The following is a 581-nucleotide window of genomic DNA, read 5'->3' as shown; positions in this document are numbered from 1 at the left end:
CGTAGTCGTTGTACATGATGCCGGTGAAGACGCCGGTGCGGGTGCCGCGGAGGGTGGTGGGGTCGATTCCTGCGCGTTCTACGGCTTCCCAGGCGGTTTCGAGGAGGAGGCGTTGCTGGGGGTCGGTGGCGAGGGCTTCGCGGGGGCTGAGTCCGAAGAATTCGGGGTCGAAGTCGGCTGCGTCGTAGAGGAAGCCGCCGTGGCGGGTGGTGGTGTGGCCGGTTTTGTCGGGGTCGGCGTCGTAGAGGTCGTCCGGGTTCCAGTCGCGGTCGGTGGGGAAGGGGCCGATGGCGTCGGTTTCGGTGGCGATGAGGTGCCAGAGGTCTTCGGGGGTGGTGACTCCGCCGGGGTAGCGGCAGGCCATGGAGACGATGACGATGGGGTCGTCGTCCCCGCTGCCCGCGGGTGTCGTGGTGGGGGGTTCGGCGGGGCTGGTGGTTCCGGTGAGTTGTTCGCGCAGGTGTGTGGCGAGGGCGAGCGGGGTGGGGTGGTCGAAGGCGATGGTGCTGGACAGGCGCAGTCCGGTGGCCGCGTTCAGGCGGTTGCGCAGCTCCACGACCATCAGCGAATCGAAACCGAGC

The 581-nt window shown here is 68.7% G+C and carries 1 protein-coding gene; it reads right to left on the bottom strand.

The window, feature by feature from the left end; translation table 11 throughout:
• Positions 1-581: beta-ketoacyl synthase N-terminal-like domain-containing protein (locus AB4039_RS42370; protein ID WP_442273328.1), on the bottom strand; the 581-nt coding region annotated here is incomplete at both ends.

Source organism: Streptomyces sp. M-16 (assembly GCF_052114405.1).
Classification (GTDB): Bacteria; Actinomycetota; Actinomycetes; order Streptomycetales; family Streptomycetaceae; genus Streptomyces.
Note: the sequence above shows the minus strand (reverse complement) of the source record. Positions and strands in the feature narration are given on the sequence as shown.